This window comes from Psychromonas antarctica (assembly GCF_022267535.1).
Taxonomy (GTDB): domain Bacteria; phylum Pseudomonadota; class Gammaproteobacteria; order Enterobacterales; family Psychromonadaceae; genus Psychromonas; species Psychromonas antarctica.
Window position 1 is genome coordinate 1 of sequence record NZ_JAHNZV010000214.1, and the last position, 2,155, is coordinate 2,155.

Annotated in this window: 3 protein-coding genes; 2 read left to right on the forward strand and 1 reads right to left on the reverse strand. The window is 34.9% G+C overall.

Annotated features, from left to right (window positions below; genetic code table 11):
- Positions 1-232 precede the first annotated feature (232 nt).
- Positions 233-841: an imidazole glycerol phosphate synthase subunit HisH gene (gene hisH / locus KSO91_RS17020; RefSeq protein WP_238744212.1), complete on the forward strand. Its 609-nt coding sequence runs from the start codon at positions 233-235 to the stop codon at positions 839-841.
- Positions 835-1,581, forward strand: a complete 747-nt coding sequence (gene hisF / locus KSO91_RS17025) for an imidazole glycerol phosphate synthase subunit HisF (protein ID WP_238744213.1) — start codon at positions 835-837, stop codon at positions 1,579-1,581. Before hisH ends, hisF begins: the two co-directional genes overlap by 7 nt.
- A 75-nt stretch (positions 1,582-1,656) precedes the next feature.
- Here hisF and KSO91_RS17030 read toward each other — a convergent pair.
- On the reverse strand, positions 1,657-2,155 hold a 499-nt coding region (locus KSO91_RS17030), incomplete at its 5' end, for a methyltransferase domain-containing protein (RefSeq protein WP_238744214.1).

The following is a 2,155-nucleotide window of genomic DNA, read 5'->3' on the forward strand; positions in this document are numbered from 1 at the left end:
TAGCTTGATCCTTGCCTGTTTGAAAAAGGAAAAACCAAGGAAAGCACAGGTTGACGAGCATAAAATGGAAAAACAGCTGAAAAAGCTGTTTTATCTTAGCAAAGATCATTTGAGCGAGAATTGCTGATTGCTTTACCAACAAATTGATCTTTGAACGAGATGCTGATACTGGAAAGTTGAAAAAAGATGATGCTGGTAATTTGATAAGAAAGTTTTTTCCAGGTTAATATTTATGCTTAAAATTATAGATTTAAAAATTGGAAACATAGGTAGCCTTGTTAAAGCAATTAACTATTTGGGGGTTGCTTATCAAGTGGTTGATGAGCCCCTTGGTTTAGAAGGTGCCAGTAAGATTATACTGCCAGGAGTGGGGAATTTTAAAGCTGCATCACAGGCTCTATTTGCAACTGGTTTCTATGATGCTCTACGCACTAAAGTATTAATCGAACATATTCCTATTTTAGGGATTTGTGTCGGTATGCAATTATTTGCTTCCGTTGGTGACGAAGGTGGTGGCAGTAAAGGGCTTGGATTTTTTGATGCCGAAGTAAAAAAAATTAATAATTTTGACGGTACCCTTATTACCCCTCATATGGGATGGAATGATGTTCACGCCAATCAATTGGAAATGTTCTTTGGGATAGAAGAGGATAGTTGTTTCTATTTTGTACATAGTTATTCAATGAGGATAAATGAAAACGTCAACGTTGCAATGACGAGTTATGGCGAAAATGTTGTAGCGTATGTTAATAAAGGACATATTCATGGTACTCAGTTTCATCCAGAAAAAAGCCAGCAGGTTGGTTTACAATTTTTACGGAATTTCATCAAACTATGCTAAGAAAACGCGTTATCCCTATTGTTCTGCTTGATGGTTTTTCTGTATTAAAAACGATTAATTTTAACAAACGAAGAAACTTAGGTAGCCCTATTACGGTTGTCCGTACATATAATACACGTAATGTTGATGAGTTAATTATTCTTGATATTGACGCCTCTAAAGATGGACGAGCAATTGATAAATTTACAATTCAAGAGCTCGCGCTAGAATGCTTTATGCCTTTAACAGTGGGGGGGGGGATTCGTTCTATTAATGATATAAAAGCACTTTTAGAAAAAGGTGCAGACAAAATAGCTATTAATACATATGCGCTTGAGAATCCCTCGTTTATAAATGAAGCCGCGACTATTTTTGGCTCTCAATGCATTGTGGTATCGATTGATGTTGTCGAGTGCAATAATAATTATTACATTTTCAATAACGGTAAAACGATTAATGATATTGATCTGTTTGATTGGATTTCTAAGGTTGAGAACTTAGGGGCTGGTGAAATATTGATTAATAATGTCTCTCGGGATGGAAAAATGGAAGGTGCAAATGTTGAACTTGCGCAAAAGATTTCACAATTAGTTTCTATACCTGTTATTTATGCTGGAGGAGTCAGTTCACCTGGAAATGCGGCTTTGGTTGGTAATACAAGTGCATCAGCTGTTGCTATCTCGAGTATATTTCATTTTACCAACTCAACACCAGAAGACTGCCGATTAGCCTTTAAAAAATTAAATATTCCTGTGCGTTAGTTGGTTATTCAAGATATCTGAAACTGCTTGATGGATTGATATTATCAGCCACCAAGCTTTTTAACCACTACTTGTTTAATCTGCAAGCCCAAGTACTACTTGAATCTTGTAACCTTGTAATGTTTCATGGATCCTTTGTTCATCAATAATAGTTGGTATTGACTGCTTATTTTTTGTGTTGCCTAAATATGGATCTTCATAATTTAAGTAATTATTAATCACGCCAATTTCAGATATAACAGTCTGAATATCAAGTACTTTCAAACCACATTTATTCGCCAGCGCTTTAATCGTTTGTACGCCATATAAGTTTACGTGTTCAAGGCCATCAAACATATTGCATTCTTTTCTGAGAATTTTGGCTGCCAGAGAATCAGAAGAGGGGATTTGTAAAAAAATAACACCATTATTATTTAATAATTTCTTCATAAGTTTTAAATAGTAATCGCCATTTGTTAAGTGTTCGAAAACATCCCACATGGTGATGGCATCAAATTTACTATCAAACGTAATATCTTCTAATAATTGATTATAGATTTTATGTTTTTTTTCAGCTGCGTATTTAGCCTCAAGG

Excerpts from the sequence above, each read along its gene's own strand:
- hisH (WP_238744212.1), top strand. The coding sequence starts at position 233 with ATGCTTAAAATTATAGATTTAAAAATTGGAAACATAGGTAGCCTTGTT.
- hisF (WP_238744213.1), top strand. The coding sequence starts at position 835 with ATGCTAAGAAAACGCGTTATCCCTATTGTTCTGCTTGATGGTTTTTCT.